General features: G+C 66.1%; 21 protein-coding genes. 13 read left to right on the forward strand and 8 right to left on the reverse strand.

Annotated features, from left to right (window positions below; genetic code table 11):
- Positions 1-74: 74 nt before the first annotated feature.
- The 5 genes from ABD002_RS16685 (at position 75) to ABD002_RS16705 (ending at position 4952) form a co-directional block, all read left to right on the forward strand.
- Positions 75-1070 carry a PhoH family protein gene (locus ABD002_RS16685; RefSeq protein ID WP_343793116.1) on the forward strand — a complete coding sequence of 332 codons (996 nt, stop codon included), beginning with the start codon at positions 75-77 and terminating at the stop codon, positions 1068-1070.
- Positions 1060-1575: an rRNA maturation RNase YbeY gene (gene ybeY, locus ABD002_RS16690; protein ID WP_343793118.1), complete on the forward strand. Its 516-nt coding sequence runs from the start codon at positions 1060-1062 to the stop codon at positions 1573-1575. Before ABD002_RS16685 ends, ybeY begins: the two co-directional genes overlap by 11 nt.
- 147 nt (positions 1576-1722) lie before the next feature.
- On the forward strand, positions 1723-2565 hold the full coding sequence (locus ABD002_RS16695) for a CorC family transporter (protein ID WP_343793120.1): 843 nt from the start codon (positions 1723-1725) through the stop codon (positions 2563-2565).
- A 76-nt stretch (positions 2566-2641) separates the two neighbouring features.
- Positions 2642-3865 carry a lipoprotein N-acyltransferase Lnb domain-containing protein gene (locus tag ABD002_RS16700; protein ID WP_343793122.1) on the forward strand — a complete coding sequence of 408 codons (1224 nt, stop codon included), beginning with the start codon at positions 2642-2644 and terminating at the stop codon, positions 3863-3865.
- A gap of 67 nt (positions 3866-3932) precedes the next feature.
- Positions 3933-4952, forward strand: coding sequence for a magnesium and cobalt transport protein CorA (locus ABD002_RS16705; protein ID WP_343793124.1), 1020 nt, complete (start codon positions 3933-3935; stop codon positions 4950-4952).
- 42 nt (positions 4953-4994) lie between these two features.
- Here the strand turns inward: ABD002_RS16705 and ABD002_RS16710 are convergent, their stop codons facing one another.
- The 3 genes from ABD002_RS16710 to ABD002_RS16720 are packed head-to-tail and all read right to left on the reverse strand — an operon-like array spanning position 4995 to position 8842.
- Entirely contained in the window at positions 4995-6230 is a 1236-nt protein-coding gene (locus ABD002_RS16710) for an alpha-hydroxy acid oxidase (protein WP_343793126.1), read from the reverse strand.
- A gap of 49 nt (positions 6231-6279) precedes the next feature.
- Complete coding sequence (locus ABD002_RS16715) at positions 6280-7452, reverse strand: hypothetical protein (RefSeq protein ID WP_343793128.1); 1173 nt, start codon at positions 7450-7452, stop codon at positions 6280-6282.
- Positions 7427-8842, reverse strand: coding sequence for an MBOAT family O-acyltransferase (locus tag ABD002_RS16720; protein WP_343793130.1), 1416 nt, complete (start codon positions 8840-8842; stop codon positions 7427-7429). The genes ABD002_RS16715 and ABD002_RS16720 overlap by 26 nt, the downstream gene beginning before the upstream one ends.
- A 223-nt stretch (positions 8843-9065) precedes the next feature.
- Between ABD002_RS16720 and ABD002_RS16725 the strand changes: the two genes are divergently transcribed.
- Positions 9066-11123 (forward strand): carbon starvation CstA family protein, encoded by a 2058-nt coding sequence (locus tag ABD002_RS16725; RefSeq protein ID WP_343793132.1) that lies wholly within the window; start codon positions 9066-9068, stop codon positions 11121-11123.
- A 55-nt stretch (positions 11124-11178) separates the two neighbouring features.
- Here the strand turns inward: ABD002_RS16725 and ABD002_RS16730 are convergent, their stop codons facing one another.
- Together ABD002_RS16730 and ABD002_RS19760 are read right to left on the reverse strand one after the other, a co-directional pair.
- Complete coding sequence (locus tag ABD002_RS16730) at positions 11179-11775, reverse strand: hypothetical protein (RefSeq protein ID WP_343793134.1); 597 nt, start codon at positions 11773-11775, stop codon at positions 11179-11181.
- 35 nt (positions 11776-11810) lie between these two features.
- Entirely contained in the window at positions 11811-12005 is a 195-nt protein-coding gene (locus ABD002_RS19760) for a YbdD/YjiX family protein (RefSeq protein ID WP_379988605.1), read from the reverse strand.
- A gap of 174 nt (positions 12006-12179) precedes the next feature.
- On the opposite strand from ABD002_RS19760, the gene ABD002_RS16740 reads away from it, so the two are divergent.
- The 4 genes from ABD002_RS16740 to ABD002_RS16755 all read left to right on the forward strand — a co-directional run bounded on the left by ABD002_RS16740 (position 12180) and on the right by ABD002_RS16755 (position 18879).
- A complete protein-coding gene (locus tag ABD002_RS16740; RefSeq protein WP_343793138.1) occupies positions 12180-12329 on the forward strand; it encodes a DUF3096 domain-containing protein in 150 nt (49 codons plus the stop codon).
- Between the two features lie 105 nt (positions 12330-12434).
- On the forward strand, positions 12435-14270 hold the full coding sequence (locus tag ABD002_RS16745; RefSeq protein WP_343793140.1) for an autotransporter assembly complex protein TamA: 1836 nt from the start codon (positions 12435-12437) through the stop codon (positions 14268-14270).
- Positions 14267-18121 (forward strand): translocation/assembly module TamB domain-containing protein, encoded by a 3855-nt coding sequence (locus tag ABD002_RS16750; RefSeq protein ID WP_343793142.1) that lies wholly within the window; start codon positions 14267-14269, stop codon positions 18119-18121. The genes ABD002_RS16745 and ABD002_RS16750 overlap by 4 nt, the downstream gene beginning before the upstream one ends.
- 59 nt (positions 18122-18180) lie before the next feature.
- A complete protein-coding gene (locus tag ABD002_RS16755) occupies positions 18181-18879 on the forward strand; it encodes a class I SAM-dependent methyltransferase (RefSeq protein WP_343793144.1) in 699 nt (232 codons plus the stop codon).
- Positions 18880-18882: 3 nt separating this feature from the next.
- Here the strand turns inward: ABD002_RS16755 and ABD002_RS16760 are convergent, their stop codons facing one another.
- The 3 genes from ABD002_RS16760 to ubiH form a co-directional block, all read right to left on the reverse strand.
- Positions 18883-20184, reverse strand: coding sequence for a glycosyltransferase (locus tag ABD002_RS16760; RefSeq protein WP_343793146.1), 1302 nt, complete (start codon positions 20182-20184; stop codon positions 18883-18885).
- A gap of 175 nt (positions 20185-20359) precedes the next feature.
- Positions 20360-21595 carry an FAD-dependent monooxygenase gene (locus ABD002_RS16765; RefSeq protein ID WP_343793148.1) on the reverse strand — a complete coding sequence of 412 codons (1236 nt, stop codon included), beginning with the start codon at positions 21593-21595 and terminating at the stop codon, positions 20360-20362.
- A complete protein-coding gene (gene ubiH / locus ABD002_RS16770) occupies positions 21592-22806 on the reverse strand; it encodes a 2-octaprenyl-6-methoxyphenyl hydroxylase (RefSeq protein WP_343793150.1) in 1215 nt (404 codons plus the stop codon). Before ubiH ends, ABD002_RS16765 begins: the two co-directional genes overlap by 4 nt.
- A gap of 107 nt (positions 22807-22913) precedes the next feature.
- On the opposite strand from ubiH, the gene ABD002_RS16775 reads away from it, so the two are divergent.
- Genes ABD002_RS16775 through ABD002_RS16785 form a run of 3 tightly spaced genes read left to right on the forward strand, consistent with a single transcriptional unit; the run spans position 22914 to position 24358 of the window.
- The gene (locus tag ABD002_RS16775; protein ID WP_343793152.1) at positions 22914-23522 is read left to right on the forward strand and encodes a hypothetical protein; all 609 of its coding nucleotides are present in this window, start codon (positions 22914-22916) and stop codon (positions 23520-23522) included.
- A 53-nt stretch (positions 23523-23575) separates the two neighbouring features.
- Positions 23576-24133 carry a cob(I)yrinic acid a,c-diamide adenosyltransferase gene (locus ABD002_RS16780; protein ID WP_343793154.1) on the forward strand — a complete coding sequence of 186 codons (558 nt, stop codon included), beginning with the start codon at positions 23576-23578 and terminating at the stop codon, positions 24131-24133.
- Positions 24134-24166: 33 nt separating this feature from the next.
- Entirely contained in the window at positions 24167-24358 is a 192-nt protein-coding gene (locus ABD002_RS16785; protein ID WP_343793156.1) for a hypothetical protein, read from the forward strand.
- The last annotated feature ends 10 nt before the right edge of the window (positions 24359-24368 follow it).

The following is a 24368-nucleotide window of genomic DNA, read 5'->3' on the forward strand; positions in this document are numbered from 1 at the left end:
GCCTGAGGTCGCAGTCGCGACTCGCATGGCGACTTGCTTTTCCGTCCCCCCGCATCGCGCGCTACCATGCACGGATGAACCAGATGAACCAGCGCGACCTCACCCTCGAACCCGAGGACGGCGAGCGCCTCGCCAACCTCTGCGGTCCGTTCGACGAGCACCTGCGCCAGATCGAGCTGCGCCTCGGCGTGGAGATCTCCAACCGCGGAAACGTTTTTCGCGTGACCGGAGCCGAGCCTGCAGCGCAGCTCGCGGAACGTGTGCTGCGCGATCTCTATGACGTGACCGGCGAGGAAACGCTGACCGGTGCGCAAATCAACCTGCACCTCTCCGAATCCGGCATCGACGCGCTCGACGCGCGCGCCGCCGAGGGCGCGCAGGAAGTCGCGATCAAGGTCAAGCGCGGCACGATCCGCGGCCGCGGCGCGAACCAGACGCGCTACCTGCACTCGATCGCCACGCACGACATCAATTTCGGTGTCGGTCCGGCCGGCACCGGCAAGACCTATCTCGCCGTCGCGATGGCGGTCGACGCGCTGAACGACAACCGCGTGCAGCGTCTGATCCTGGTCCGGCCCGCGGTCGAAGCCGGCGAGAAGCTCGGTTTCCTGCCTGGCGACCTGACCCAGAAGGTCGACCCCTACCTGCGGCCGCTCTACGATGCGCTGTACGAGATGCTCGGCATCGAGAGGGTCATGAAGCTGATCGAACGCAACGTGATCGAGATCGCGCCGCTCGCGTACATGCGCGGACGCACGCTGAACGATTCGTTCGTGATCCTCGACGAGGCGCAGAACACCACGATCGAGCAGATGAAGATGTTCCTGACCCGGATTGGTTTTGGCTCGGTCGCGGTCGTCACCGGCGACATGACCCAGACCGATCTGCCGAAGCACGTGAAATCAGGCCTGCGCGATGCCGTCGAGGTGCTGCGCGAGGTTGATGGCGTCAGTTTCACGTTCTTCACGGCGAAGGACGTCGTGCGCCATCCACTGGTGCAGCGTATCGTGCGCGCATACGAGCAGCGCGAGGAAGCCGCGCAAGCGGCGGCGAAAGGCGATGGCGGCTAGCGCGCGCGCGCGCAGGTCTGCGCCTGCGCCGGAGGCGACCGGCAAGATCTGCCTGTGGCTGAGGAACGAGGCCGGCCGCCGCGGCGTGCCGGTGCTGCGCTCGTTCGAGCGCTGGCTCGGCGCGATCCCGGAATTGCGCAAGCGCCGCGACTGGGCCGAACTCAACATCCTGATCGTCGGCACGGCGTCAGGACGCCGCTTCAACCGCGAATTCCGCGGCCGCGACTACGCAACGAATGTGCTGAGCTTTCCGTACGAGCCGCTCCCCGGCGAGCATTCCGGCCTGCTCGGCGACCTCGTGATCTGCGCGCCGGTGGTCGCGCGCGAAGCACGCGAACAGCGCAAGATCGCGCGCGACCATTTCGCACACATGACGATCCACGGCGTGCTGCACCTGCTCGGCTACGACCACGAGACCGCGCGGGATGCCGAGCAGATGGAAGCACTCGAGCGCAGGGTGCTCGCCAGTCTGGGCATAGCCGACCCTTACACCGTGCGGGACTAAGGGTCTGTTGGCAATTCTCCAGCCGGTCAAGGCACCGTATCGGGGCGCAAACGCCGCAGCCATACGCCTTCCGGGCCCTGCAAATCATCTGTAAACCGGCTTTGATACACTGATCGGCCCGCCCACCCGGGCTTGCATGCAGTACAAATGAGCGAGGACCCTCCCAGTACCCCCCATCCACGATCGTGGTTCGAGCGCATCAGCCAGGCGTTCTCCGGGGAACCGCAGAGCCGCGAGGAACTCATCGAGGAACTGCGCCACGCACAGGCCAGCGGCCTGATGTCGAACGACACCTTGTCGATGGTCGAGGGCGCGATCGAGGTCGCCGACCTCACCGTCGCCGACGTCATGGTGCCGCGCGCGCAGATGGTCTCGCTGTCGATCGACGCGCCGTTGCCGCAGATCCTCAAGGACGTGCTCGAATCCGGGCATTCGCGCTTTCCGGTGCACGCCGGCGACAAGGACGAGATCCTCGGCATCCTGCTCGCCAAGGACCTGCTGCGCTGCTTCGCGGAAGGGTCGATGTCCGGGATCCGCAGCCTGCTGCGACCGGTCACGATGATTCCCGAATCCAAGCGCCTCAACATCCTGCTCAAGGAATTTCGTCTCTCGCGCAACCACATGGCGATCGTCGTCGACGAGTACGGCGGCGTCGCCGGCCTGGTCACGATCGAGGACGTGCTCGAGCAGATCGTCGGCGACATCGATGACGAGCACGACGACGACGACGACAAGCACACGATGATCCAGGCCGCGCCGAACGGCGATTTCCTGGTCAACGCGCTGACCCCGATCGCCGAGTTCAACGAGCGCTTCGGCTGCGAGTTCAGCGACGAGGAATTCGACACGGTCGGCGGCATGGTCACCGCCGAGATCGGCCACCTGCCCGAGGTCGGCGAGGAAGCCGCACTCGGAGGCTTCCATTTCCAGGTGACCAAGGCCGACGCACGCCGCGTGCAGCAATTTGCGGTGCGCGTGCATGAGGCCTAGGAATCGGGAATCGGGAATCGGGAATGGGGAATCGGGAAAGCGGCGTCTTCGCCGCCTGCTCGGCCTTGCCAGCCTATTGCTCGTCTCTGCCTTCGCGTTCATCGACAACGCAAACGCCCAAGCGCTTGCCGAACCCGCTTCTCCCCATTCCCCATTCCCCATTCCCGATTCCCAGCCTACGATCAGCCTGCTCACGATCGGCCCCGGTGAGATCTTCTTCGAACGCTTCGGCCACAACGCGATCGTCGTGCGCGATCCGGCGGGCGGCGAGGCGGCCGCGTACAACTACGGCATCTTCGATTTCGAGCAGCAGGATTTCCTGCTGAACTTCGCGCGCGGCCGCATGCGCTACAGGATCGCGGTCGATGCGCTGGACGACGATCTCGCGATGTACCGCGCCGAGGGCCGCACGATCACCGAGCAGCGCCTGAACCTGGCACCGGAACAGGCGCGCGCGCTGGTCGAATTCCTCGACTGGAATTCACGGCCCGAGAACGCGCAGTACCGCTACGAATATTTCGAGGCGAACTGCTCGACACGCGTGCGCGACGCACTCGATCGCGCGCTCGGCGGCGCGCTGCATGCGCAGAGCGAAGGCCGTTCGCGCGGGTACACCTACCGGCTCGACGCGCTGCGCCTGATGGCGCCGGAACCGCTGCTGATGCTTGGCGTCGATCTCGGCCTCGGGCCCTACGCGGACCAGCGCATCGACTTCTGGCAGGAGAGCTTCGTACCGGAGACGCTGCGCGATGTGGTTGGCCGGGCCAGCGTGAAGTCGGCCGACGGAAGCGTCGGGCCGCTGGCCATCGCGGACGCAACCCTTGCGGCAGGAATCGTCGAGGACCCGCCGATGCTGCCGCCGGATCTGCGCTGGCCGTTCCTCGGCCTCGGTCTCGCACTCGGCGCATTGCTGCTCTGGCTCGGTGGACGCCGCCGCGCCGCGATACGCATTCCGGTCGCGATGTTCGCCACCGTGTTCGAACTCTTCTGCGGAGTCGGCGGCGCGGTGCTGCTGTTCCTCTGGCTCGGCACCGAGCACCACGCGGCGTGGCGCAACGAGAACCTGCTGCTGCTGAATCCGCTGTGCCTGCTGCTCGTGCCGGCCTGGATCGGTGTCGCGCGCGCGCGCTGGCGCGACCGCCGCATCGCGCGCTGGATTGCCTGGCTGGTCGTGCTCGGTGCCGCCTTCGCGCTGTTTTCGAAGATCCTGCCCTGGTTCGTGCAGACCAACCTCGCCTGGATCGTGCTGTTCCTGCCGATCCACATTGCGCTGGCCATCGCGATGACGCGCGCGCGCTGAGCCGCGAACGTCACGATTGATGCCGTCACGATTGCCGCCGTCACGGCGGCCGCGGCATGATGCGCGGATGAACCATGCCGCGACACAGCTGCCGACCGACCCGACCTGCACCGATCCGATGCTCGTCAACTGCGTCGCCTATTCGGCCGATGGGCACCGGTTGCGCGACATCAGCATCGACGAAATCAGCGACGTGCTGGAAACCCCCGACCAGTGGGTCTGGGTCGGCATGCGCGAACCCGACGAACCGCTGCTCGAGAAGCTGCGCGAGGAATTCGGGCTGCATCCGCTCGCGATCGAGGATGCGCACAGCGCGCACCAGCGCGCGAAGATCGAGGTCTACGGCGACTCGCTGTTCATCGTCGCGCATACCGCGCAGGTCGTGGACGGCAAGATCGCGTTCGGCGAGACGCACATCTTCATGGGTCGCCGTTACATCGTGACGGTGCGTCACGGTGCGTCGCTGAGCTACGCGGCCGCGCGGCGCAGCTGCGAACAATCGCCGGCCATGCTCGCGCTGGGATCAAGCTATCCGCTGTATGCAGTGCTCGACTTCATCGTCGACAATTTCTTCCCGATCGTGGGCGATTTCCAGAAGGAACTGCAGGAGCTCGAGGAAGAAGTCTTCCAGGACACCTTCAAGCGCGAGACGATCCGGCGGCTCTATGAGTTGAAGAAGGAACTTGTCGCGCTGCGCCTCGCAATCGCGCCGCTGCAGGACATCTTGAACCAGCTGATCCGCCAGTTCCCGGGCTTGATCCGCGACGAGGTGCGTCCGTATTTCCGCGACGTTTTCGACCACACCGCGCGCATCAACGAATCGACCGACACGATGCGCGAGATGCTGACCGCCGCGCTGAACGTGAACCTTTCCCTGGTCACGGTCGCGCAAGGCGAAGTGGTCAAGCGCCTAGCCGGCTGGGCCGCGCTGCTCGCCGCACCGACCCTGCTCGCGAGCTGGTACGGCATGAACTTCAAGAGCATGCACGAGCTGGATGTGCCGTGGGCGTACCACGCGATCATCGTGATCACGGTGGTCACCTGCGGCGTCCTGTACTGGGTGCTGCGCCGCGCGAAGTGGCTGTGACCGGTTCGTCGAACGGAAGGCAAGTCTGTCCTTCGCTGCATTTTACCCGTGGATCACATGCTCGGGCGTGATGGCTGCGATGGTGGGCGTGCCCGCTTGACGCATGATTTGCCGAAGTTCGCGCGTCAGCAGGTCGATGACCGCCTCGACGCCGCTCTGGCCAAAGGCTGCCAGTCCCCACACGTAGGGTCGACCGATGCCCACCCCGGTTGCGCCGAGCGCCAGCGCCTTGAAGACGTCGGTCCCGCGGCGAATGCCGCCGTCGACGAACACGGGCACGCGGCGCTTCACCGCGGCCACGACTTCAGGCAGGCAGTCGATGCTGGGACGGAGCGTCTCTTCGTCACGCCCACCGTGATTGGAAACGACGATGCCATCCGCTCCGTGACGCACGGCGAGTGCCGCGTCCTCCGCGGTGACGATGCCCTTGATGATCAGCTTTCCAGACACGACGCCGCGCAGACGAGCAAAAAAATCCCACGACATGTTCAAGGGAGAGAGTTCCGTGGCGTGGCTGAGATCGAGTCCCGCAAGCATCGGTTTGCGGCGCGTGTAGCCCGCAAAGTCCGAGACGTGACACTGCGCGCAATCGCGCGTGTCGACGCGCTTTGCCCGCTCCAGCGTCTCGTTGTTCCTCCCGGTGAGATTGTCGACGGTCAGGACGATCGCCGAACTGCCAGCCCGCTCGGCGCGACGCACAATGGCTTGCGTGATGCTCCAGTCATCGGTCGTATACAGCTGTTGCCAGACCGGAGTGCCACGTGCGGCGATCGCATCCTCGATGCTCGTGGTCGCCACCGTCGACAGCATCATGAGAGCCGACTTCGCGCCAGCCGCGCGCGCCACCGCAAGCTCTCCGTCCGGGTGGAACGCGCGCATGCTGCCCACAGCCGAGAGGTATATGGGGCAGGTCCACGGCTGGCCGAAAACCTGCGTCGACAGATCGGCGTGGCTGACGTCGATGAGCCGGCGTGATCGAATCTGGTAGTGGGAAAACGCCTCATGATTCAGACGCACGGTCTGGTCGTCGTCGGCGCCGGTAGCCAGATAGGCGAAATGCGCCGGCGGCAGCGTCGCTTTGGCCAACGGCTCGAAATCCATGACATTGAGTATTTGTGCCGCAGCCGTCAGTGCTGCATCAGACACAGCCGCCGGTTCGGCATGGGCTCGCGCCAAAGCGCCCAGCAATGTCGTCAAAGGTAAGCCAGCGATGGGCAACGCGGCGAACGCCCGCAAGATGCGTCGACGCTGGGTCCGTTCGGGTCGAAAGGTCTTCATATACCTCCCCTGCAATACCTGTAGCTGCCGGCGGCGATTGAAACTGTCCTCAGCGTGAAGTGATCTCGCGCTGCTCCTGCGGCGGCCAGAAATCGCGCTCGATGATCGGCACCAGCGCAGCGGTGAAGCGTTTGGCTTCCGATGCGGACAGATGCGACCATTCCGGCTGTTCGTAGCCCTGCAGTTCCGGGTAGTCCTCGAAGTGGATGCCGGGTGCGCCGGTGCGTTGCAGCAGGACGTCCCAGGTCTTCGCCCGCGGCAATTCGCGTTGCTCATAGGCGTAGAACACGTCGGTGCTGGGTGGGCGCAGGAACAGGACCTGGACTCCGCGCTTGCGCAGCTTGACCACCGCGTCGACCGCCCGCTGGATCTGCTCGTCGATCACTTTCTGCGCCTTGGTCGGCGTGTCCATGTTGGGCAGCGGCTCGTTGAAATCCTGCGCCCAGATGCTGCGCGCGAGATCGCGGTACGCGGGATCGGTCTCGAGCTTGCGCCACATGGTCGTGTTGCGGTCGGCGTCCTGCATCATCAGCTTGCGTACCGACATATGGGGTCGCGCACCGGGCCACACGGGCCACGCCTGGCGTCTGATCACGGTGGCGAGGGCGAAGTCGGAATCGTAGAACGCGAGCCAGGGTTCGAGCAGGCGCTTGGACAGCCAGTCGCCGATGCGTTGCGAGGGTGTCTGGGCGCGGTAATAGTGCAGCGCATCGCCGCGATAGGCGAAGCCGCTGAAGAAGATGTCGGGCGCGACGCCGACCAGCAGCCTGCCCGTGAACTGCGGATCCGCGGCCAGGTCTTCCAGGACCGGCAGCGGCGAGGTGCCTTCGAGCGCGAGCTGGATCGGGCGCTCGCCGGTGATCCGCTCCCACACCGGCAGCTGCACGTCGAACAGCACGCGCGAGGCGCCGATCAATACGGTCTTGCCGCCCTCGCCATGGTCGATGCGGCGGCGCTGTTCCACCCACTCGCCATTGCTGTTGCGATAGCCCGGCGTTGCACCGAACGCGCGCCAATAACCCTCCCAGCCCGCCACCAGCAACACGGTGAGTATCAACGCAGTGATCGAGATGCCGCGCCAGGGTCGCGCAGGGATGTCGCGCACCGGCACCGGCTGCGCCACGCCGGGGCGGTCGGAGGCAGTGAGTCGCACGCCCGCCGGCGCGACGTAGCCAGCCGCGTCGCCGGCATACGGATCAGAACTGGAAATAGATGAACGCACTTCCCGCTCCTTGCGCGATCACGATCGCAAATGCCATCAGCGCCCAGCCCACCGACAGCACCGGCGCCGGCATGCGCGCGACCGCCGACTCCAGCGTGCGGTTGCGCATCAGCCAGTGCGCGATGACGAGGCCACCGACGATCACGACGACCGGCACGAGGTGCGCGGTCGGCAGGATCGGCTCGGCCTTCGCGTTGAGCCCGAACATGCCGGTCAGCACCAGCCAGGCCTTGCCGAAGCTCTTCGCGCGGAAGAACACCCAGGTCAGGTTGATCAGCGCGTAGGTCAGCAATCCGAATCCGAGCAGTGCCAGCGGGCCGGGCGAATAACCGGCGAAACGCGCACGCAACATGCGCTCGACCGAGAGATACAGACCGTGCAGGCCGCCCCAGGCGACGAAGGCCCAGCTCGCGCCATGCCACAGGCCGCCGAGCAGCATTGTCGTCATCAGGGCGAGATAGGTGCGCGCCTCGCCGTGCCGGTTGCCGCCGAGCGGAATGTAGAGGTAATCACGCAACCACGAGGACAGCGTGATGTGCCAGCGCCGCCAGAAATCCGAGAAACCGATCGCCGCGTACGGAAAACGAAAGTTGTCCGGCATCGCGAAGCCGAGGCACATCGCCGCGCCGATCGCAGTGGTCGAGTAGCCGGCGAAGTCGCAGAAGATCTGCCCGCTGAACGCGAGCGTCGCGACCCAGGCATCGAGCGCGCCCGGGATCTTGTCGCCGTCGTAGACGATTTCCGCCGGCCGGGCAAGGAAGCTGTCGGCCAGCACGATCTTCTGGAACAGGCCGAGCGTCATCAGCGCGAGTCCGAAACGCAGCTGATCCGCGCTGGCGCGGCGCGGCTGCGCGAACTGCGGCACCAGTTCGGTCGGGCGCATGATCGGTCCAGCGACCAGGTGCGGGAAGAACGTCACGAACAGCGCGTAGTCGAGGAAGTTGCGCGCCGGCAACGCACGCCGCAGGTACACGTCGAGCGTGTACGACATCGTCGCGAACGTATAGAACGAGATGCCGACCGGCAGCACGATATCCCAATCCGGCGGCTTGTAGTGGACACCGAACGTCGCCATCAACGCGGTGAAATTCGCGAGCAGGAACTTGCCGTACTTGAAGTAGCCCAGCATACCGAGGTTGGCGACGACCGACAGCAGCATCCAGGCGTGACGACGTCTCTGGCCTTCCGACTTCACGAGCTGCTGCGCGGCGTACCAGTCGACGACGGTCGAGATCCACAGCAGGAGCACGAACGGCGGATTCCACGCCGCATAGAACAGGTAACTCGCGACGAGCAGGTTGATCTTCCTGACCGTCCACGGGAAGGGCATCGCGTGCAACGCGAGCACGAGCGCGAAGAACACGACGAACGCGAGTGAGTTGAAGACCATTCCCCGCCCCGCCTGTGGTTTGGGTCAGCCCAACGCGGCGCAGTGTAGTCGCATCCGTTCGTGGCTGCCCGCGCCGCGGCCATGCCTCAAACGTCAGGACCACGCAAGGCTGCTGGTGCCGCACGATGCAAGCGGCCACGCGCGCTCGCCTTGACCGCACGGAGCCGTGGCGCGACGCTGCGCTCGACCATCATCTCGACCATCATCAACAGGGCCGGACTACATGACGACTGTCGCGAACAGGCTGGGTTGGGCTGCGTTGGCCCTCTTTGGCGCGTGCTGCCTCGGCGCCATCGCCCTGCATCGCGGCGAATCGATCAACGCGATCTGGCTGGTCGCGGCGGCGGCGTCGATCTTCCTCATGGCGCAACGCTTCTACGCACGCTTCATCGCCGAAAGAGCACTCGGTATCGATCCGACACGCGCGACGCCGGCCGTGCGCCGCAACGACGGCCTCGACTACGTGCCAACCGACCGCTGGGTCGTGTTCGGCCATCACTTCGCCGCGATCGCCGGCGCCGGCCCGCTGGTCGGTCCGGTGTTGGCCGCGCAGATGGGTTACCTGCCGGGAACCCTGTGGATCCTGATCGGCGTCGTGCTGGGAGGTGCGGTGCAGGATTTCATGATCCTGTTCCTGTCCTTGCGCCGCGACGGCCGCTCGCTCGGCGAGATGGTGCGTGCGGAACTTGGGCCAGCCGCCGGCGTGATCGCGATGATCGGCGTGTTGATGATCATGTTCATCATCCTTGCCGTGCTCGCGCTGGTCGTCGTGAAGGCGCTCGCGATCAGCCCCTGGGGCACGTTCACGGTTGCGATGACCTTGCCGATCGCGCTGCTGATGGGTGTGTACCTGCGCTTCCTGCGGCCCGGCCGCGTGCTCGAAGTTTCGCTGATCGGCCTCGTGCTGCTGTTGCTGTCGATCTGGCTCGGCGGCCGGGTTGCGGCCGATCCAGCGTCGGCGGCGCTGTTCACGTTCGATGGCAAGGCGCTGGCGTGGATGCTGATCGCGTACGGATTCTGTGCCTCGGTCGTGCCGGTCTGGCTGCTGCTCGCGCCGCGCGACTACCTGTCGACGTTCCTGAAGATCGGCACGATCCTGCTGCTGGCCATCGGCATCGTGATCGCGATGCCGGAACTGAAGATGCCGGCGTTGACGAAGTTCGTCGACGGCAGCGGCCCGGTGTTCGCCGGCTCGCTGTTTCCGTTCCTGTTCATCACGATCGCGTGCGGTGCGGTATCGGGCTGGCATTCCCTGATCGCGTCCGGCACGACGCCGAAACTGCTCGCGAACGAACGCGACGCGTGCCTGGTCGGCTACGGCGCGATGCTGATGGAGGCATTCGTCGCGATCATGGCGCTGATCGCGGCCTGCGTGCTGCAGCCCGGCGTCTATTTCGCGATGAACGCGCCCACGGCGCTGATCGGCACCACGGTCGAATCCGCCGCGCAGGCGATCACGCAACTGGGTTTTGCGGTCACGCCGGACATGCTCGCGCAAACCGCGCAGGACATCGGCGAGACGACGATCCTGTCACGTGCCGGCGGCGCACCGACGCTCGCGGTCGGCATGGCGCAGATCCTCCACGGCCTGCTGCCCGGCGAACGCATGATGGCGTTCTGGTACCACTACGCGATCCTGTTCGAGGCATTGTTCATCCTGACGACGGTCGACGCCGGCACACGCGTCGGCCGCTTCATGATCCAGGAACTCGCCGGCCTCGCCGTGCCCGCGCTGAAGCGCACTGAATCCTGGACCGCGAACCTGGTCGCGACCGCGCTCTGCGTCGGCTGCTGGGGCTGGTTCCTGTATCAGGGCGTGGTCGACCCACTCGGCGGCATCAACACCTTGTGGCCGCTGTTCGGCATCGCGAACCAGATGCTCGCCGCGATCGCGCTGACGTTCGCCTGCGTCTGTCTGATCAAAATGAAGCGCGAGAAATATCTGTGGATTCCGCTGCTGCCGACCGTATGGTTGGTGATCTGCACATTGACGGCGGGTTGGCAGAAGACATTCGGTGACGACGTCAGCATCAGCTTCGTCGCGCACGCCCGGAAGTTCTCCGCTGCGCTCGCGGACGGCAAGGTGCTCCCGCCAGCCAAGGGGCTCGACGAGATGCAACGCATCGTCACGAACGACTACGTCGATGCGACGCTCGCGGCGGTGTTCATGCTGCTCGTCGTCGCGGTGATCGGATTCGGCCTGCGTGCGGCATTCGCGGCGCGCGGATCGGCGGCGCCGACCGTACAGGAGACGCCGCGTGTCGCGTTGGTCACGCAGTGATAGCTACTCGTCTGAGGCGATGACGAAGCATCCGCTATGGATGCTGTGCTTCAGCTTAGCGCTTCAGGCGAGCGCGTCGCGCACCCGCTGTTGCAACCAGCAGTCCCGCCAGCAACCACTGTGTGACCGGGGACAACACAGGAATCGGTGCGGGAGGCAGCACGGCAGCGCGTTGCAACTGTACCGACGCAGTGTCGTTGTCCGGGTTGATATCGGCAAAGAACGGAAAGCCGAAACTCAATGACAAGCTTTGCGGCGCCTGCGCGGCCAGGGCAAGTTTGAAATGACATGTGATCGTTTCACCGACATTGAAGAACGTAGGCCCCCCGCCCAAGGTTACGTTCCATTGCAACAAGGAAGACGTTGGCCTGCCTGTCGGATCGGTGAAAAGGTAGGTATGGAGAGCGCAATCATTCGAATTCCGGACCAGGCTCAACGCATCGAGAATATCGGAGCTGCGGAGTGAGAAAACGTCTACTCTCTCTGGTCCGTAGTTGGTTACCGAGAGCGTCACGTTCATTTGCTCGCCCGGCGCCAGGTTGGTGCTCGGTGTCACGCTGAGCGTCACGCCAATGTCGGACGGGATAACGATCTGGGCTTGCGCAACATTGGTGACGATCGCCCAGACCGTCGCTGCTACCAGATTAGTCACTGGAGTTCCCCCCTCGGTCCCACAAGATGGCACGCTCAGCAGCACCGCCCACCGCCGCCGCGATAGCGCGCCTGCTGGCGCTCCGTGAAAAATTCGGCGTAGGTCGGAATCGCGCGCTCGGGATGATGCTCGCGCAAGTGAGCGACATAGGTGTCGTAGTCGGGCACACCGATGATCCGGCGGCAGACACGGACCGCTTCTTGCCAGAGGGTTCGCAGGGATCGATGCATCAGCGGGCCTCCCTCGTCCTGACGACTGCGCCATCGTCCATCGCCACCGCAGGCGACGCAAGCACCCTGTGGATCGGCCATACCGGTGGATGAAAGACCTTGCACGGGCACATCGCGCATTCGGCGAAAGCTGCTACCTTGCGCAACCCGAAACCGAACCGCGAGGAGCTTGCCATGCATATCCATGTCGCCCTGCAACCGCTGATCGCGCTGATCGCCGGCATCCTGATCCTGATCGTGCCACGCCTGCTGAACTACGTCGTCGCGGTCTACCTGATTGTCGTCGGCCTGATCGGGCTGATGCCGCTGCTGCATCTGTCCTGACGCGCATCGTAGGGTCGGCGCAATGCCTGCGCCGACCTTTTCCCACGGGATCCGTCGCCGGGTTCATGCGATGCCGCGACCACACCTGCTATAACTAGCTCCATCATGGAAGTGAGCGCCGGCCAATTCGTGTTCCGCCGATCCGGCGCACGCGCGCGCCGCGTCGCGCTTGCGTTGCTGTTGTCGACCGTGGCGACACCGGCCATGGCCGGGCGTATCAGCGCTGCGGTCGATGGCGTCGAGGGGCCGCTCAAGGACGCGGTTGTCGCCGGGATCGAGGTCGCGCAATACGGCCAGCGCGAGGTGACCGCGGCGCAGGCGCGGCGCCTGTACGAGCATGCGGACGCGCAGGTACGCAAGGCGCTGGAACCCTACGGCTACTATGCCGCCGACGTGAAGGGCGAGCTCAAGGAAAGCGCTGGCGACTACGTCGCGGTCCTGCACGTCACGCCCGGCGAGCCGGTCAAGATCGGCACGCTCGACATCAAGCTCGACGGCGACGCCGATGGGCAACGCGCGGTGCAGAAGGCGATCGCCGCGTTCGCACCGGCCAAGGGTCAGCCGCTCGACCACGCCGCCTACGAGAAGAGCAAGGCGGCGATCCAGGCCGCGCTGTTCGGCAGCGGCTATCTCGATGCGGAGCTCGTCACGCACCAGGTCGAGGTCACGCGCTCCGCAAACACGGCGGAAGTTCATCTGGCCTGGAAGGTCGGCGCGCGCTACCGGCTCGGCACGACCACATTCGAGGGCGGCCAGTTTCCCGACGAATTCATGCAACGCTACATCCCGTGGCGCGAAGGCGATTTCTATACGCAGGACCAGTTGCTCGGCTTCCAGCAGCGCCTGATCGACGCCGACTATTTCTCGATCGCGCAGGTGCAGCCCGACACCGAGCACGCGCACGACGGCGTCGTGCCGATCATGGTGTCGCTCGCGCCGGCCAAGCGCACGATCTACACCGGCGGCGTGTTCTTCGGCACCGACACCGGCCCCGGCGTGCGCGGCGGCATCGAGCGACGCTGGATCAACCTGCGCGGCCACAAGCTGAAATTCGAGACGATCCTCGCCACGCGGCTGAAGACACTGTCGGCGCAGTACCAGATTCCGCTGGCCGGACCGGACAACCACAGCCTGAATTTCGGCGCGACCTTCCGCGACGAGAACACCGATACCAGCACTTCGCGGACGCTCGGCCTCGCCGCGACCGACTCGGCGATCTGGCAGGGCTGGACGCGCACGCTCGGCCTCAAGTTCCTGACCGGTGATTTCAAGGTCGCCAATATCCAGGGCAGCACCACCCTGCTCTACCCGGAGGTGTCGCTCGCGCGCAAGCAGGCCGACGATCCGATGTTCGTGCGCCGCGGCTACTCGCTGACCGTGGCCGCGCGTGCCGGCCAGAGCGGATTGTTGTCGGACACCAGCTTCGCGCAGCTCGCCGCGGACGCGAAGTGGATCCGCGGCCTCAGCGAGAATTCGCGCTTCATCGCACGCGGCTCGTTCGGTGCGACCAAGGTCGACAATTTCGACAAGCTGCCGCCGGAACTGCGCTTCTTCGCCGGTGGCGACCGCTCGATCCGCGGCTACCCGTTCCAGACCATCGGCTCGCCCTTGCCGGCAGGCCAGGTTCCGATCGCGCTGGCCCAGTGCGCCTCGCACCCAGGCTCGAGCTGCCAGACGCTGGTCATCGGCGGCAAGAATCTGGTCGTCGCCAGCGCCGAGTACGAGTATTACTTCAAGCCGAACTGGGGCATCGCGACGTTCGTCGATACCGGCGACGCGTTCAACAGCTTCAGCGACTATCGCCAGAAGATCGGCACCGGCTTCGGCGTACGCTGGCGCTCGCCGGTCGGCATGGTCCGCGTCGACCTCGGTTTTCCGGTGCATGACAGCAAGGCCCAGAGTTCGGTCGAGCTGCATATCGTGATCGGGCCGGATTTATGAGCCGTCGCCGCAACGAACATCGTGCTCCGCTCCCGCTCTCCCAAGCGCAGCTTGGGGGAGAGGGTTTCCAGCGCGCGCGTAGCTCCGGCTTCACGCTGCCACGCCTGCTGAAATGGATCGGCATTGCATCCATCGTGCTCGTGCTGATCCTCGCCTCGCTGTCGTTCTGGCTGCTCGGCACCGAGTCCGGCGCACATTTCGCACTCGCGCGCGCGATCGGTTCGACCGAGGGCAAGCTGGCGGTCGAGCGGTCCAGCGGCAAGCTCGCCGGCCCGCTGACGCTCGAAGGCGTGCGCTGGCACGATGCCGCGGCCGGCGTCGATGCGAAGGTCGGCCGCGTGCTGATCGATCTCAAACTGCTCGAATTGCTCGGCAAGCGCGTGCACATCACCCGCCTCGATATCGACCACGTCGATGTCGCATTGACCACGATGCCGCCGAAACCCGCGCCGCCCGCGTCGGAGTTCTCGCTGGCCGCGCCGATCGACATCGCGCTCGACCGGCTCGCGCTGAAGCAGGCCGCGATCACGCAGGACGGCAAGCCGCTGTTCGCGCTCGACAGCCTCGATCTCGGCGGCGCGTGGACGCGCAGCGGTGCGGTCGTGAAGGCGTTGAACCTGCGCGCGCCGGAAGGCAGTGTGGATCTGTCCGGCACGATTTCCGCGCTGGCCGGTTATCCCGGCAACGGCGAAACGAGCTTCCGCTGGAAGGTCGCCGATGTCGACTACGCCGGAACGCTGAAGGCGAATGGCGACGGCAGGCAGGCGCGGCTCGATCTGAATCTCAGCGAGCCGACACCGGCGACCGTCGCAGCGGCGCTGACGCAGTCGCGTGATTTCCCGTGGATCGCGAAGGTCGCGGTGCCGCGTTTCGATCCGAAGCGCGTGCAGAAAGGTTCGACGCTGACGGCACTCGCGCTGAACCTCGAAGGTTCCGGCGACAAGGACCACGGCGCACTGAACGGCGAAGTCGATGTCAACGAACATCGCGTGCAGCTCGAACCGCTGCGCTACGCGCTGGCCGGGCAGTTGCTGAAGATCGAGGCGCTGACGCTGAAGAGCCCGGAAGCGGCCGGCACATTGAATGCGAATGGCGAAGTGCAGCTCGATGCGAAACCGGTATCCGCGACGCTCGCACTGGAATGGCAGGGTGTCGAATTGCCCGCCGATCTCGCCGGCCAGGTGCTCGCCACGCACGGCAAGCTCAACGCATCCGGCAGCGCGGAGAAATTCCACGCCGACGGCGCGCTCGCGATCGGTCCGCCCGGCAAGCTTGCGGATCTCGCGCTGGATCTCGACGGCACGCCGGACCTGGTCACGCTGAAACAACTTGCGTTGAAACAATCCAGGGCCGGCCTCGATGCACAAGGCACGGTGAAGCTGAAGCCGGCGATCGGCTGGCAGCTGATCGCGAAGGCGGACAAGTTCGACCCCGGTGCGTTCGCGGCCGAATGGCCGGGCGCGCTCGATTTCAACCTGGCCACCGACGGCGTGATGACCGACAAGGGTCCGGACGCGACGATCGAGCTGGACCGGCTCGGCGGAACGTTGCGCAAGCGTCCGATCTCGGGCAACGCGGATCTGAAGATCAAGCCCGACTACATCGTCGATGGCACGCTCGACATCGCTTCCGGCAAGAGCCGGGTCGACGTGACCGGTCGCGGCGGCAACCAGACCGATGCCACGATCAAGCTCGCGATCGCCTCGCTCGGCGACTGGCTGCCGAACGCCGGCGGCCATCTCGATGGCGAGTTCCGCGCACAGGGCAAGTGGCCCGGGCTCGCCGTGACCGGCACTGCGCACGGTGCGCAGATCGTGTCCGGCACGACGCAGGTTGGCACGCTCGACGTCACTGCGAACATCGCGAACCTGCAACCGCCGCAGGGCAGCGTGAATGTCAAAGCCACGAAGATCAGCAGCGGCAGCCTGGCGTTCGACACGCTCGATCTCGACGGCAGCGGCAACCAGCAGGCACATGCGCTTATGCTCGATGCGCACGGGACACCGCTGGGTCTCAAGCTCGCGTTGTCCGGTAGCGCGAAGGATGACGGCCGCTGGAGCGGCACGCTGAAGACGCTCGACGTCGCGATCAAGGGTGCGCCGCCGCTCGCGCTCGAACAGCCCGCGCAACTCGCCTGGGACGGCCAGCAGTTCAGCGCGACCGAAGCTTGTCTCGCCGGCGGCGGCCCGAAACTCTGCGTCGCCGGTAGCGGCGGTGCCGATGGCGCGCTTGCAGCGCGTTACCGGATCGAGCAACTGCCGATCGCGCTGATCTCGAAACTCGCCTCGCCCGAAGCGCCGTTCAGGGCCGACGGCGTGATCGCCGGCAACGGCGACCTCCAGCGCGCCGCGAACGGCGCGTTGAACGGGAACGCGACGATCCATTCCGATCAGGGCAGCGTCGCCTACCCCGACAACGCGAACCAGCCGCTGCTTGCCTATACCGGCCTCGCGCTCGACGCACAGCTTTCGCCGCAGTCGACGCACGCGACCTTGCGCGCGACACTCGACCACGACGGGAAACTCGATGGCCAGATCACGCTGAGCGGTGCACCGGGCTCCGCGCAAGCGTTGTCCGGCCACGTCGATCTCGCGCTGAACAGCCTCGGCTTCCTCGAGTTGCTGACACCGGAAGTCGCGAACACCAAGGGCCGGCTCGCCGCGAACTACACGATTGCAGGAACCACGGCCGCGCCGCAATTGAACGGCGCGCTGACCCTGAAGGATTTCGCGACCGAGGTGCCGTCCGCCGGACTCAAGCTGCACGACGGCGACGTCACGGTGCACGCGACCGACTCCGAACACTTCACGCTCGACGGCACGCTGAAATCCGGCGAAGGCACACTGACCCTCTCCGGCGGCGGCGGGGTCGGCGCGACCGCGCCGCTGAAAGCCAGCATCAAGGGCACCAACTTCCTCGCCGCCGACATCCCGGCGGCCAAGGTGGTCATCTCGCCGGACCTGACGATCGAGCGCAGCGCCGAGAACATCAAGGTCGGTGGCAGCATCGAGATCCCGATGACCAATGTCGATCTCGCCAAGCTGCCCGGCGGCGGTGTCGCCAAGACCTCGCCCGACGTGGTCGTCACCGACGCCGAGCAGCCCGCACCGGGCAAGCCGCTGCCGGTCGTCGTTGCCGTGACCGTGAAACTCGGCGACGACGTCAAGCTCGCCGGCCTCGGCCTCGACGGCACGATCGGCGGCCAGCTGCAGATCGACCAGCGTCCCGGCAAGCTCGCGACCGGCACCGGCACGCTGAATGTTGGCGGCAGCTACAAGGCCTACGGACAGAGTCTCAAGATCGAATCCGGTCGCCTGCTGTTTGCCGGCACCGCGCTCGACAATCCCGGCCTCGACGTGCGTGCGGTGCGCAAGATCCTTGGTGCTTCGCAAGGCCAGGGCGACGACACGATCACCGCCGGGCTGCAGATCCGCGGCACTGCGCTCGTTCCGGTTTTGACCGTATTTTCGCAGCCGGCGATGGAACAGTCCGAGGCGCTCTCGTACCTGATCACCGGCAAACCGCTGTCGGGCCTCAAGAGCGGCGAAGGCGACATGCTCGGCAGTGCCGCGCGCGCGCTCGGCTCGGCCGGCGGCGACCTGCTCGCGAAAGGCATCGGCGCGCGCATGGGCGTCGACGCCGGCGTTTCCGACAACACCGCGCTCGGCGGCGCTGCGTTCACAGTCGGCAAGTACCTTTCGCCGAAGCTGTATCTCAGCTACGGCGTCGGCCTGTTCACGCCGGGCGAAGTGGTCACGCTGAAATACCTGTTCAGCACGCGCTGGAATTTCGAGGCGCAGAACGCGACGACGGGCAATCGCGCCGGTATCAACTATCGTTATGAGCGTTAGGCAACGGCGCGCATGGTGCTCGATGAAGGCCCCTTGGATCTGAACCGCACCGATCGTCGATGAGTCACAGCACCGATCCCGAGTCGCGCCTCGAACACAGCTGGCGAGCGAATGCCGCCGCGTGGTCGAGCGCGGTGCGCGAACAGCGGATCGCGAGCCGTCGCGCCGGCACCGATGCCGCGATCATCGATGCAGTCGTGCGAACGGGCGCCAGACGTGTCCTCGACCTCGGCTGCGGCGAAGGCTGGCTTGCTCGCGCCCTCGCTGCGCGCGGACGCGAGGTCGTCGGCATCGATGCAAGTCCTGAACTCGTCAGCGCTGCGCGCGCGCTCGGTGGCGGACGCTTCGAGATCGCCTCGTACGCAGGGCTCGCCGCACGCACGCAGGCATTCGGCGTGTTCGATGCGGTGGCCTGCAATTTTTCATTGCTCGGCGAGGACGTGCAGATGCCGTTGCGCGCGGCACGGGAGGCACTGCGCTCCGGAGGTTCGCTGGTCGTGCAAACCGTGCATCCATGGGCCGCGTGCGGAAACGACCCTTATGTCGACGGCTGGCGTATCGAGACCTTCGAAACTTTCGGCGGCAAGTTCAACGAACCGATGCCGTGGTATTTCCGCACGCTGTCTTCCTGGCTGCGGGACCTACGCTCAAACAGCTTCGTCATCGACGAGATGATCGAACCCGTCGATCCTGCCAGTGGCCGACCGCTGTCACTGCTGCTGCGCTGTTCCCCGCAAGACCCGAACGCAATCACCTGACCCTCATCGTTGCTTCGCGGGTGCCGGTCCCACCGAACGCGTGGCATAGTGTTCGACAAGATCCGCGGCAACCGCAGGTGGATCCCCGGCTCCTCGCAGCGTCGTCGAAAAATCCCGAGCCCGTGCGCGCAGCGCGTCATCTCCAAGAGCACGCGCGGTTTGATCGAGCACGTCGCGCCACGGGATCGACACGGCCTTGTCGAAGTAGCGCTGCCGGTCGGAGAAGTCACGCAGGCCGATTGGGTTCAGATTGAGGCCGAGGCCGAGTTCGACCAGGCGCGAGGCGATCGTCGCCTGATCGATGTTGTGCGGAATCGCGACGACCGGCTTGCCGTGCCACAGGGCTTGCATCGCGGTGCCGTGGCTGCCGGTGCCGACGACGATGTCGGCGTGCATGCAGGCCTTCAGTCCAGGCGTCAGCGACTGGATCACGAAGTTGTCCCGGTCTGCCGTAAAGTCCGCACGCGGGAAGTTGGGGCCGAGCGTCAGCAGCACGTTCCAGTCGGTGCGCGCCGCGAGCGCATCGATCAGGTCGAGGTAACTTTGCTTGCGATAGATCGAACCGCCGAGTGACACGTAGACGAATGGCTTCGACAGATCGGCGAAGAGTTCAGCGGGCTCGAACCGGACACGCTCGAAACCGGACCAGAACAGCGGCCCGACGAAATGCAGGTCGTTGCGCCCGGAGCGGCCGATCGGCTCGAATGCGGCGACGCTCGGTACGAGCACGGCAGTGCGACGATTCACGTCCGCCCGATCATGCGGGCGCTCGTCAATGCCGAGGCGTTGGTAGAACGCGCGGATCTCCGGCAGGTATTTCGCGCTGAATTTGCGCTCGAACAGCGGCCGCGCGAGCGTGCGCATTATCCGGTGGTCGAGTCCGTCGCCCGCCAGCGACAACCCGAGCAATCCCTTGAACTCAGGCAGCCACTGAGCGTTGATCACGGAGACCTGCGGAATGCCGAGCTTCAGGCTCGCTGTGGGACCGAAGAAGCTCGGCGAACTCACGATCACGTCAGGCCGGAACGCGGTCGCTGCATCGATCTCGTCGCCGAGCCAGCTCATGAACAGGTCGCGATTGTTGGCGAAGTACGACAGGCTCTGGTCGTGCTCGTCGTTGAGGTTCACATCCGCATGGCCTTCGCCATGGACCGCATGGCCGGACCGCTCGACGAAGACCTTCTTCGATGTCGAGGTCGTGAACAGGATGTCGTGACCGCGCGCCTTCAGCGCATCGGCGATCGCGAGCAGGCGCGCGATGTGCGCAATCGCTCCTCCGGAGTACGGCGTGAACAGGATTTTCATGAATCCCCTGACGATACGAACCGGCTCGGGCATCCGTTCCGGACGTCTGCGCCCTCACGAGCGCCATGCCGATTCGAATGCCGTCCCCTGCGGGTGCCCTGCCCGCGAAACCCCGGCCGATAGTAACGTCATTTGACGGCCTCGCGAAGGAACCCTCGGATGATCGAGGCCCAATCTAGTGCCGGCCGGCCGCGGTATCGGCGAGGGCCTGGCGCAGCGGTGCGATTGCGTTCGCGGCGGCGAGACCCGCTCCACGGGCGACTGCGAGCGGCATGAACGCGCTGCCGAATGCGCGTTCGATGGCATCGAGTCCCTGCGCGGCGAGCGTGTTCTCGCTACGCCGCTCGCGCTCATAGCGGCGCAGCACATGCGTGGCGCCGATGTCGCTGCCGCGCTCGCGTGCAGCGCGCAGGGTCGCGTGCAGCGCGCGCGCGTCGCGGAAACCGAGGTTCATGCCCTGCCCGGCGAGCGGATGCACGACATGCGCGGCGTCGCCAGCGAGCAGGCAGCGGCCGGCCACATACTTCTCGGCAAGGCGCAGGCGCAGCGGGAATGCGGCGCGCGGTGTGCTCGCGGTGACCGCGCCGAGGCGGAAATCGAATGCGCAACCAAGCTCCGCGCGGAACGCTGCGTCATCGAGAGCGAGGATGCGCGCCGCCTCGGCATCGGGCAGCGACCAGACGATCGAGCAGCGGCCGTCCGCAAGCGGCAGGAACGCGAGCGGACCGCCGGGCTGGAAGCGCTGCCAGGCAGTGCCTTCGTGCGCACGTTCGGTCGCGACATGCGCGACGACCGCGCGCTGGTCGTAATCGCCACCCTCGAACGCGATACCGAGCTTGGCGCGCACCGACGATTCGGCGCCCTCGGCGGCGACCAGCAATTTCGCGCGCAGGCGCGTGCCGTCAGTGAGCGTGGCGGTCACTGCATTGACGCCATTGTCGATCTCGGCGATTTCAGCCGGGCAGTACACGCGCAGAGTCGAGTTCTTGTGGAACGTGCGGCCAGGGATGGCCGCTTTTTGATCTTCGCGATCAGGGACGAGCGCAGACCACAATACATGCTGGATCAGCTTGTTCTCGACGATCCATCCGAGCGCCGCCTCGCCGCGGTCGGCCGCGTCGAATGCGAGTTCGCCCGGTGCGAGCGCGTCCCAGACGCGCATGCGGCGATACGGTCCGATGCGCGCAGACGCGATCGAGGTCCAGACGCCGAGGTCGTGGAGCAGATCGCGCGCATCGGGCGCCAGCGCGACGACGCGCAGGTCCACGTCATCTTCGGCACGCCAGGGTTTGGGCTCACGCGCCTCGATGAGCGCGACCTCGAAGCCGTCGCGCGCGAGCGCGAGTGCGATCGCGCCGCCAACCGCCCCGGCTCCGACGACGATCGCGTCGAGTTCGCCGCGCCGGCTCATCGCAGCAGACTCAAGGTCGGCACATCACCGCGGAAGCCCATGCCGCGCAGCGCGAAACGGCGTTTCAGCGGTGCGATGCGGTCGAGCGCGTGGAAGCCGAGCGAGCGCAGCAGGCGCAGAGGCAGGAAATCGTTGCCCATCAGACGCACGAGGTCGTCGCTGAATGCGGTCGTGGCCTCGCGATCGGAGGCGCGGCGTTCGACGTGGCGTGCGAGCAGCGCGGCATCGCCGGGATCGCTGTTTGTCGCGACGGCTTCACGCAGCAACTCGGCCAGGGTCAGCGCATCGCGCAGGCCGAGATTGAAACCCTGCGCGCCGATCGGATGCACGGTCTGCGCGGCGTTGCCGACCAGCACCGTGCGCGGCGCGATGGTGCGTTCGGCGAGCCTGCGAGCGAGCGGATACGGCTTGCGCTTGCCGGGACGCGACAGGCGTCCGGCGCGCCAGCCGAAACGTTCGTGGACGAACGCGATGAATGCCTCGTCATCGAGCGCGGCGACGCGCTCTGCGTCGGCAGCCGGAACCGTGAGCACGAGGCCGGCGCGGCGCTCGCCGAGCGGCAGCAACGCGACCGGGCCGGAGTCGGTGAAGCGCTCGTAGGCCGTGCCGTCGAGCGGCTTCTCGGTGGTCAGCGTCGTCACGAATGCGGATTGCGCGTAGTCGTGGCGGATCGCATCGATGCCGAATGCGCCGCGCACGAAGGATTCGGTGCCATCGGCGCCGACCAGCAGGCGCGTGCGCACGCGCCGGGTCGCATCGCCGCTGCGCAGCTCGACCTCGACCGCATCGGTGCCGGCATCGATCGCGACCGCCTGCGCCGGCGCGATGCGCGCGAGTTCCGCGCAGCCATCGAGACGCCGCAGCAGCGCGTTGCCGAGTTCACGTGCCGGCAGCACCGCGCCGAACGCGGGCAGGCCGAGTTCGCCGGCGTCCATACGCACCGCGCCGAAATCGCCGCGGCGGCTGACGTGGATGCGCCGGATCGGCGTCGCCTGGGAAGCCGCGGCATTGAGCACGCCGAGCGCCTCGAGCGCGTTCACGCTGGCGCGCGCAAGCGCGAGGTTGCGCTCGTCGTAGCTCGGTTGCAGGTCGAGCCGTGGCGGCACGGCCTCGGCGAGCGCAACGCGCAAGCCGGCGCCGTCGAGTGCGATCGCAAGGCTGGCACCGACCAGGCCTCCGCCGATGATGAGGACGTCGCAGGTTTCGTTCACGCGGCGATGATAGCGGCGGCGGCGGCAACGGGGCAGTCCTTTGCGATGAAACACGCGGCCTGACGCCGTTCGGCTAAACTAGCGGCTCGCACCATCGGACTCCGACCATGAACACCGCGAACCCCTCCCTGTCGAACATCGCGCGCGCCGGCATCCTGCTGATCCTCGCGCTGGTCATGCTGGCGACCCGCATCAATCATTTCGGTGCGCTGCCGGATGCGTCGTGGGCCGTGTTCTTCGTTGCCGGGTTTTATCTGCGTGGTTCCGCCCGCTGGGCGTTTCCGGCGCTGATGGCGCTCGCGGTCCTGATCGACTTCTTCGTGATCACCAGCCAGGGCATCAATTTCTGGAGCCACTATTGCGTGTCGCCGGCGTACTGGTTCCTGGTGCCGAGCTACGGCGCGCTGTGGTTCGGCGGCTCGTGGCTGCGCCAGCGCTACGCCGGCCTGCATGCGCGTGAACTCGGCCTGCTGATCGGCAGCGCGGCCGTCGCGGCCAGCGTCTGCTACCTCGTCTCGAACGGCAGCTTCTACTGGATCAGCGCGAGCGTGCCGGCGCGCAGCTTCGCGGGCTGGATGGAAAACCTCGGCGACTGGTATCTGCCGTATCTGCGCACGACGCTGATGTATGTCGGTATTGCGACTGTTCTGCACGCGCTGACCGAGCAAGCGCTGCGCTGGATGCCGACGCAAGCTGGACATGCAGCGCGTCGCTGAAGGCGGACACCATCCCCACCCAACCCTCCCCTTGAAGGGGAGGGCTCAAGAGCATGGGTAATCGACTTTCCAAGATCTACACACGCACCGGCGACGACGGCACGACCGGTCTGGGTGACGGTACGCGCGTGGCGAAGGACTCGGCGCGGGTCGCGGCCTATGGCACGGTCGATGAGCTGAACAGCGCGATCGGCATCGTGCTCGCCTGCGAGATTCCCGAGCGCATGCGCGAGGTGCTGACCCAGGTGCAGCACGACCTGTTCGATCTCGGCGGCGAGCTGTGCATTCCCGGCATGGCGATGGTCCACGCGGCCGACATCGACCGCCTCGAACACACCCTCGATGCATTCAACGAGGACTTGCCGCCGCTCAAGGATTTCATCCTGCCCGGCGGCGGCATGGCCGCGGCGCAATGTCATCTCGCGCGCACGATCTGCCGGCGCGCGGAACGCGAGGTGGTGACGCTCGCGCGCCACGACACGGTGCGTGCGGAGGCCGTGCGCTACCTCAATCGCCTGTCCGACCTGCTGTTCGTGCTGGCACGTGTACTTGCGCGCACGTCCGGGCATGGCGAGGTGTTGTGGCAGCACGAGCGGCGCAAGCGCGACTGAGGCGACCGCACGTTTCCACACGGGAGGCGACGCATGAAGACGCAAACCTTTGTTCTGGTCAGCACGATCATCTTCGGTCTGGTCGCGATCATGCATCTGGTGCGTGCCGTGCAAGGCTGGACAGTGCAGCTCGGCCCGTATGCGATCCCTGCCGCCGTTTCGTGGATCGGCCTGCTCATCGGCGGCGCGCTGTGCCTCTGGGGGTTCGCTTGTCTGCGCCGGTGACGCCTGCGCA

Origin of the sequence: Dokdonella soli (assembly GCF_039523175.1) — a bacterium.
Taxonomy (GTDB): Bacteria; Pseudomonadota; Gammaproteobacteria; order Xanthomonadales; family Rhodanobacteraceae; genus Dokdonella_A; species Dokdonella_A soli.

Bases quoted from the DNA above. Each gene is read 5' to 3' on its own strand.
- ABD002_RS16685 (WP_343793116.1), top strand. From the start codon at position 75: ATGAACCAGATGAACCAGCGCGACCTCACCCTCGAACCCGAGGACGGC.
- ybeY (WP_343793118.1), top strand. From the start codon at position 1,060: ATGGCGGCTAGCGCGCGCGCGCGCAGGTCTGCGCCTGCGCCGGAGGCG.
- ABD002_RS16695 (WP_343793120.1), top strand. From the start codon at position 1,723: ATGAGCGAGGACCCTCCCAGTACCCCCCATCCACGATCGTGGTTCGAG.
- ABD002_RS16705 (WP_343793124.1), top strand. From the start codon at position 3,933: ATGAACCATGCCGCGACACAGCTGCCGACCGACCCGACCTGCACCGAT.
- ABD002_RS16710 (WP_343793126.1), bottom strand. From the start codon at position 6,230: ATGAAGACCTTTCGACCCGAACGGACCCAGCGTCGACGCATCTTGCGG.
- ABD002_RS16720 (WP_343793130.1), bottom strand. From the start codon at position 8,842: ATGGTCTTCAACTCACTCGCGTTCGTCGTGTTCTTCGCGCTCGTGCTC.
- ABD002_RS16725 (WP_343793132.1), top strand. From the start codon at position 9,066: ATGACGACTGTCGCGAACAGGCTGGGTTGGGCTGCGTTGGCCCTCTTT.
- ABD002_RS19760 (WP_379988605.1), bottom strand. From the start codon at position 12,005: ATGCATCGATCCCTGCGAACCCTCTGGCAAGAAGCGGTCCGTGTCTGC.
- ABD002_RS16740 (WP_343793138.1), top strand. From the start codon at position 12,180: ATGCATATCCATGTCGCCCTGCAACCGCTGATCGCGCTGATCGCCGGC.
- ABD002_RS16745 (WP_343793140.1), top strand. From the start codon at position 12,435: ATGGAAGTGAGCGCCGGCCAATTCGTGTTCCGCCGATCCGGCGCACGC.
- ABD002_RS16750 (WP_343793142.1), top strand. From the start codon at position 14,267: ATGAGCCGTCGCCGCAACGAACATCGTGCTCCGCTCCCGCTCTCCCAA.
- ABD002_RS16755 (WP_343793144.1), top strand. From the start codon at position 18,181: ATGAGTCACAGCACCGATCCCGAGTCGCGCCTCGAACACAGCTGGCGA.
- ABD002_RS16760 (WP_343793146.1), bottom strand. From the start codon at position 20,184: ATGAAAATCCTGTTCACGCCGTACTCCGGAGGAGCGATTGCGCACATC.
- ABD002_RS16765 (WP_343793148.1), bottom strand. From the start codon at position 21,595: ATGAGCCGGCGCGGCGAACTCGACGCGATCGTCGTCGGAGCCGGGGCG.
- ABD002_RS16775 (WP_343793152.1), top strand. From the start codon at position 22,914: ATGAACACCGCGAACCCCTCCCTGTCGAACATCGCGCGCGCCGGCATC.
- ABD002_RS16780 (WP_343793154.1), top strand. From the start codon at position 23,576: ATGGGTAATCGACTTTCCAAGATCTACACACGCACCGGCGACGACGGC.
- ABD002_RS16785 (WP_343793156.1), top strand. From the start codon at position 24,167: ATGAAGACGCAAACCTTTGTTCTGGTCAGCACGATCATCTTCGGTCTG.